Source organism: Acinetobacter sp. AKBS16 (assembly GCF_002899995.1).
Lineage (GTDB): Bacteria > Pseudomonadota > Gammaproteobacteria > Pseudomonadales > Moraxellaceae > Acinetobacter > Acinetobacter baumannii.
This window is the reverse complement of the sequence record NZ_POYH01000082.1, coordinates 98,739-104,965: the sequence shown is the minus strand read 5'-3', so window position 1 is coordinate 104,965 and position 6,227 is coordinate 98,739. Positions and strand designations below refer to the sequence as shown.

Annotated in this window: 7 protein-coding genes; 4 read left to right on the top strand and 3 right to left on the bottom strand. The window is 40.7% G+C overall.

The annotated features are described in order from the left end of the window. The 4 genes from C1642_RS15145 to C1642_RS15130 form a co-directional block, all read left to right on the top strand. Positions 1-286, top strand: a 286-nt coding sequence (locus C1642_RS15145) for an SDR family oxidoreductase (protein ID WP_146035339.1), incomplete at its 5' end; no start/stop codon positions are given. A gap of 43 nt (positions 287-329) precedes the next feature. After that, positions 330-1,568: a styrene monooxygenase/indole monooxygenase family protein gene (locus C1642_RS15140; RefSeq protein WP_213064285.1), complete on the top strand. Its 1,239-nt coding sequence runs from the start codon at positions 330-332 to the stop codon at positions 1,566-1,568. 28 nt (positions 1,569-1,596) lie between these two features. Continuing rightward, the gene (locus C1642_RS15135) at positions 1,597-2,127 is read left to right on the top strand and encodes a flavin reductase family protein (protein WP_000379602.1); all 531 of its coding nucleotides are present in this window, start codon (positions 1,597-1,599) and stop codon (positions 2,125-2,127) included. A gap of 53 nt (positions 2,128-2,180) precedes the next feature. Next, positions 2,181-3,128, top strand: coding sequence for a SphA family protein (locus C1642_RS15130; protein WP_021510765.1), 948 nt, complete (start codon positions 2,181-2,183; stop codon positions 3,126-3,128). A gap of 58 nt (positions 3,129-3,186) precedes the next feature. Here C1642_RS15130 and C1642_RS15125 read toward each other — a convergent pair whose 3' ends face one another. The 3 genes from C1642_RS15125 to antB form a co-directional block, all read right to left on the bottom strand. Next, on the bottom strand, positions 3,187-4,245 hold the full coding sequence (locus C1642_RS15125) for an AraC family transcriptional regulator (RefSeq protein ID WP_103236536.1): 1,059 nt from the start codon (positions 4,243-4,245) through the stop codon (positions 3,187-3,189). Between the two features lie 448 nt (positions 4,246-4,693). Beyond that, positions 4,694-5,728, bottom strand: a complete 1,035-nt coding sequence (gene antC, locus C1642_RS15120) for an anthranilate 1,2-dioxygenase electron transfer component AntC (protein ID WP_099349715.1) — start codon at positions 5,726-5,728, stop codon at positions 4,694-4,696. Positions 5,729-5,733: 5 nt separating this feature from the next. Continuing rightward, positions 5,734-6,225: an anthranilate 1,2-dioxygenase small subunit gene (antB, locus tag C1642_RS15115; protein ID WP_103236535.1), complete on the bottom strand. Its 492-nt coding sequence runs from the start codon at positions 6,223-6,225 to the stop codon at positions 5,734-5,736. Positions 6,226-6,227 lie beyond the last annotated feature (2 nt).

Below are 6,227 nucleotides of genomic sequence, written 5' to 3'. Positions count from 1 at the left end.
TTTTGCTGCCGATGGTATTCGCGTCAATTCGGTTTCTCCGGGTTGGACATGGTCTCGTGTCATTGCAGAAGTCAGCGGTAATAACCGTGAAAAAGCCGATAGCGTGGCAGCCGATTATCACTTACTAGGCCGATTGGGTCATCCCGAAGAAGTCGCCAATGTTGTTTTGTTTTTATTGTCATCCGCTGCGAGTTTTGTCACCGGAGCAGATTATGCGGTCGACGGTGGCTATTCAGTAATGGGCCCTGAAGGATCACAGCCCGCTATTCCACGTTTAGCCGAATAGCACAGCGTTTTAAAAGCACATTTAGAAAATTATGGAGAAGATTATGCGCCGTATTGCAATTGTTGGAGCAGGACAGTCTGGTTTACAGCTTGGTTTGGGGTTATTAGATACAGGTTACGAGGTAACCATGATTACCAACCGAACTGCCGATGAAATCCGTCAAGGTAAAGTCATGTCAAGCCAGTGTATGTTTCATACCGCTTTACAAACTGAACGTGACTTGGGACTAAATTTCTGGGAAGAACAATGTCCAGCCGTAGAAGGCATTGGGCTAGCTTTAGTTAATCCTGAAAATGGTGGTAAAGCATTTGAATGGAGCGCTCGTCTTGAGCGCTACGCTCAATCGGTCGATCAACGCGTCAAAATGCCATATTGGATGGAAGAATTTGAACGCCGTGGCGGTCGATTGGTGATTCAAGATGTAGGAATAGAAGAGTTAGAACAACTCGCAAACGACTACGAGCTTGTATTGCTCGCGGCTGGTAAAGGTGAAGTTGTTAAACAGTTTGAACGTGATAATGTACGAAGTGTTTTTGATAAACCGCAGCGCGCTTTGGCTTTGACCTACGTCAAAAACATGAAGCCAATTTCACCTTATTCACGTGTGACTTTTAACATTATTCCTGAAGTCGGGGAATACTTTTCATTTCCGGCACTAACCATCAATGGGTCTTGCGACATTATGGTGTTTGAAGGTATTCCAAACGGGCCAATGGACTGTTGGCAAGATGTGAAAACACCAGAACAGCACCTGCATTGTAGTCTGGACTTACTCAAGAAATTTGTGCCTTGGGAATATGAACGCTGCGCAAATGTTGAATTAACTGATGCTGGCGGTTATTTGGCAGGGCGTTTCCCGCCGACGGTACGTAAGCCCGTTTTAACCTTACCGTCTGGCAAAAAGATTTTTGGCATGGCAGATGCCTTAGTGGTCAATGATCCAATTACCGGTCAAGGCTCAAACAATGCGGCTAAGTGTAGCAAGATCTATTTTGATGCCATTTTAGCCAATGATAATCAAAGCTTTAGCGAACAATGGATGGTTCAAACTTTTGAACGCTATTGGGCTTATGCAGAAAAAGTCGTGGCTTGGACCAATAGCTTGTTATTACCACCAGAGCCTCATGTCGTTGAACTCCTAGCAGCTGCAAGCCAGAACCAGAGCATTGCTTCAATTATGGCCAATAACTTTGATGACCCGCGCGCCTTTGCTCCGTGGTGGTTTGATGCAAATCAGGCTCAAGCATTCTTAGCTTCAAAAAACACAGCAAAAGTGGCCTAAGGTCAAAATATCAAAGGGAGATTTAAAAATGGACACAATTGACACTTTAGCTTTACAAGCGATTAATGCCGAAAACCCAAGAGAAATTCGTAATTTGCTTGGTCAGTTTGCAACTGGCGTTACCGTGATTACCACTCGTGGTAAAGATGGCCGGAAAATAGGCATGACAGCCAATTCATTTTCATCTCTGTCGTTAGATCCGCCATTAATTTTGTGGAGCCTTTCAAAAACGGCGCCAAGTTTGCCTGATTTTGTAGAAGCTGAATATTTTGCTATTCACATGTTGGCACAAGAGCATCATCAGCTTTCGGGACATTTTGCTCGAGGTGCCGAAGACAAATTTGCAGGCATTGCTCATCAACAATGCAATGCTGGCGTGCCAATTTTAACTGATGCACTCGCAACCTTGGTTTGCCGCAATGTAAATCAGTATGAAGGCGGAGATCACCTGATTTTTATTGGTCAAATTGAACAATACCAACAACGCCAAGGTGAACCATTGGTATTTCACGCAGGAAAGTATCGGATTGCCGCTGAGCATCCAGAATTAGCACATTAATTCACCACAATCACGATCAATCCGGTCGTGATTTTTTTATAGGAAATAAGAAGATGAAAAGCACTTTAATTAAACATGGCTTTTTAGCAGGGACATTATTAGGTTTGCCGTGGGTTACATATGCCTATGATTTACCGACCGTAAATTTAGGCATGACTAGCTTTCTCGATGGTGGATTACCTGCAGGGCCCGGCTGGTATGCTCAAACCTATTTTCAAAATTACGATAGCAATAAACTGGTCGATGCCAATGGGCAAAAACTAGGTTTACCTAAAACAGATTTAAATTATCAAGTACTGGTTGAACAGATTAGTTATTTATCAAATGTTCGAGTAAAAGATAAAGCCAGTTTAGGCATGAATTTTTTAATTCCTTTTGTCAGCAAAATGGACATGGATGATGGCTTGAATAATGCTGCTATTAAGGCCCAAAGTGGCTTTGGGGATATTATGATCGGACCTTTTATTCAGTTCGATCCAGTCATGGGTGCGCAAGGGCCGAAGTTTGTACATCGTTTTGAGTTTCAGGTGAATTTACCTACTGGCGAATACGACCAGCAAAAAGATATTAACCCAAGTAATAACGCTGTTTCATTTGACCCGTATTGGGCTGCCACATATTGGTTTAATCCCAAATGGACTGCGTCAACACGTATCCATTATCTCTATAACTTTAAAAATGATGACCCAAGCTATGCGTTTGCAGGTGCAAATGATATGCAAGCTGGGCAAGCAATTCATGCAAACTTCGCAACAGACTATGCCATTACTGAACAGTTCCGCTTGGGACTAAATGGCTATTGGCTAAAACAAATCACTGACACTGAAGTGGATGGTGAAAAAGTTAAAGGTAGACGTGAGCAAGTCTGGGCAATTGGTCCGGGGGCGATGTATAGTTTTTCTAAAAATGATCACTTGGTTGCAAATGCTTATTTTGAGCAAGACGCTGAAAACCGCCCAGAAGGTACGCGACTACAAGTTCGTTATGTTCATCATTTCTAAGTCATAAAAAAAGCCTTTTATATCAAAAAATATAAAAGGCTTTTATCTATTTTTTAGTTTAAGAAAAAATTGAAGTAATTAAGCCTGAGCCTTCATTTTGACCAGATCGGCGAGTAGACGAAGGTAACTCACCATAACGGCGTTTGTACTCTTGTGAAAAACGGCCTAAATGGGTAAATCCCCATTTAAATGCAACGTCAGTGACAGATAGATTTTCATTGTGCATGAGCTCTAAATGGGCTTGTTCAAAACGTAATTCTTTTAAATAAGACATTGGGGTTGTCCCCAAATAATTTTTAAAACCAGTAAATAGGGTTCTTACGCTCACGCCTGCATGCTCGGCCAGAATTTCGACATTAAGCGGCTCATGCAAATGTTCTTTAATATAGGCTTCTGTACGCTTCACGAAATAAGGAGATACCGTTTTTTCTTTATAATGATCAAGCTTATGTAATGCATTGTTGGGTTGACCATAAATCAGTGCATTAAATAGATTTGACTCAAATTGTTTAAAGGCTAATGGATGATGGAGCGGGTGCTGATCACATGCTAAAGCATCCATCAATGTTCTAACGAGCTGTAAAAAATAGGCTCCACCTTGGGTAGAAAAATCTAATTTAGGGTCAAAAATGAGTAAGTTATTCTCTGAATCCGCAATGTGTTGACGGCAATGGTAAGTAAAATCATCCTTTGACACTTTTAGAATGAGCTGTGGTGAGTTTGCATGCCAGCGCATACGTAAAGATTGCTGAGGAGAAATAAGAGAAGCAACTTGAGAATAAGAAATGAACTTTTGCGAACCAAACTCGATTTCTGCATAGCCCTGAGTTGGAATCTGAATTAAGTAAAAGTTATCCAGATGATCTGGTTCAATAATGACATCCGCGCCATATTCCAAGCGGCTAATAGACAATGCGCCTGTTTTAACATGGTGCATAGTTGCACTGAAATCTCGCTTCTGATGAGAGATTTTAAGATCATGCGGTTTAAAAATTTGGCCTACATTGCGGCAGGTTTCGCTTAAATCGTGGTGATCGAACACCAAATTATGATTGGTAAAGATCGGCTCATTTTGAAAATGACGTCCATTGAGTTCGTGGGAGTTGGCTTGGTTCATATTTATCCCTTTTGGCTCACTCCTGTATTTACCTATGTTGCAAAAGCTTTAAACTTTCACTGTGCAATAAGTAAATACGGCACTTAAAAATTAAGTTAAGCGTAAAATACAATGAGATATAAGCAAGATATAGACCAATCTAACCGCTAGTTATTGTGATTTTCTCAAATTTTTAAGTCGGATTTTGACTATCAATTTAATACATTCGAGAAATAGAATAGGGGGATATAAAAGGTGCTATAAGTTAATCTCATCATGATCTTATTCCTTAAGATCTATCAAAATTTATAGCAAATCCGAGTGAGCTGGTCAATTTATTTTGTCGGAATTCATTATTTTATATTATTGATATATAAAAACTTTTAATTTAAATGCGAAAATTCAATATACCCTTTATAAGAGTATATTGAATGATTTCAGGTTTAGTGGTTTTTAAATTATTTATACTTCAACGTGATGTATTGCTCTGTAAAAACTTCTCGCTATAAATACGATAGTTTTGCAAAGATTGTTCATCTAACCAATTTTTCACGGCTTCAATCATTGGCGGTGGACCACATAAATACATATCAAAAGCTTGCTCGGCCAGTTGATCTTTATTTAAGTGCTCATGGATATAACCGGCTTTACCTTGCCAAGTTTCCGTTGCCTTAGTCACAATCGGGTGATAGCTAAAGTTGGGTAGCTGTTCTGCATAGGCCTGTAAACGCTGTTGTTCACACAAGTCGGTTTCACTATTTACGCCGTAATACAACTGAATTGCAGGCGAGTTAGGCTGATCAACCAAGTTATCAAGCATTCCCAAGAAAGCTGATAAACCAGTTCCACCCGCCACAAAAACCAGCGGTCGCTCTACTTCACGTAAATAGAAACTACCAAGCGGTGCTTCAATAAGTAGGCTTTGTCCAACCTGACAACGGTCACGTAAGTAATTACTCATCACACCGTCTGGTAAGAGACGAATAAGAAATTGCAATTGATTGGTCGCATTTGGTCTATTTGCAAAAGAATAAGAACGCCAGTCTTCAGTATCCGGTATTTGCAAACGAGCATATTGACCCGGCAAAAACTGAAGTTGTTCAGCGTGACTGCTTGCATCAAGATGTAAGATTGCTGTCGTTTCAGAAACTAGCTCAACCGCAGTCACTTTGGTTTCAATTTTTAAGGTATCACCAGCGTTACAGATAGCAGAATCATGATCGAAATAAAAAGCTGCATCGGATTTTACACGGGTCTGGCAAGCTAACATTTTTCGCTCGGCCAAATCACGTTCACTTAATGCATCTTCATCAACATATTCTTGTTCATAAATGCCGGTTTCACACTGTCCCTGACAGGTGCCACAAACACCTTCGCGGCAGTCTAACGGCAGGTTAATTCCTTGGCGAACTGCCGCATCAAGCAACAATTCGTCGTTATTTACCGAAATGAAAAAGGTTTTGCCATCGGCAAAGTTAAGTGCAACTGAATGTCCCATTTTCATTCCCCTTAAACGTGATAGAAGTCTAAAACGGAATCAATTTTGTCATTCAGCAAAATGCTGTGCTGACGACGAATACGGAAACTATCTGCTGTTTGGCGTAAAAGATAAGTAGCGTGTCCGTAAAAACAGCCTTCTAAACCTTGACGGTTATAAAGCGTTTGCCATGCAACTTTTGCTTCGATAAGACCATCTTCCAGTGTTTTAACTCGAATGTTGTTTATGCTGTGCAAAGTACGTGGTAACGGCGTTGCAGAGGCTGCTTTTCCGGTACGAATACGGAATACACGGTCTTCAAGGCCTGTACGGTCCGCATAATAAATATAAGATAAGCCCTGATTTGGATCTTGAACATAGTTATGGTCATCAATCCACTGTGGAATATGATATTCACTATCTTCATCGTAAAGCCCTAGGTAGGCATCCCAGTCATAAGCATCACAAAGCTCTGCCTTTTTGTACAAAAACTGAGATACAGCAAAATGTAGTTCTTGTGACATGG

Excerpts from the sequence above, each read along its gene's own strand:
- C1642_RS15140 (WP_213064285.1), top strand. The coding sequence starts at position 330 with ATGCGCCGTATTGCAATTGTTGGAGCAGGACAGTCTGGTTTACAGCTT.
- C1642_RS15135 (WP_000379602.1), top strand. The coding sequence starts at position 1,597 with ATGGACACAATTGACACTTTAGCTTTACAAGCGATTAATGCCGAAAAC.
- C1642_RS15130 (WP_021510765.1), top strand. The coding sequence starts at position 2,181 with ATGAAAAGCACTTTAATTAAACATGGCTTTTTAGCAGGGACATTATTA.
- C1642_RS15125 (WP_103236536.1), bottom strand. The coding sequence starts at position 4,245 with ATGAACCAAGCCAACTCCCACGAACTCAATGGACGTCATTTTCAAAAT.
- antC (WP_099349715.1), bottom strand. The coding sequence starts at position 5,728 with ATGAAAATGGGACATTCAGTTGCACTTAACTTTGCCGATGGCAAAACC.
- antB (WP_103236535.1), bottom strand. The coding sequence starts at position 6,225 with ATGTCACAAGAACTACATTTTGCTGTATCTCAGTTTTTGTACAAAAAG.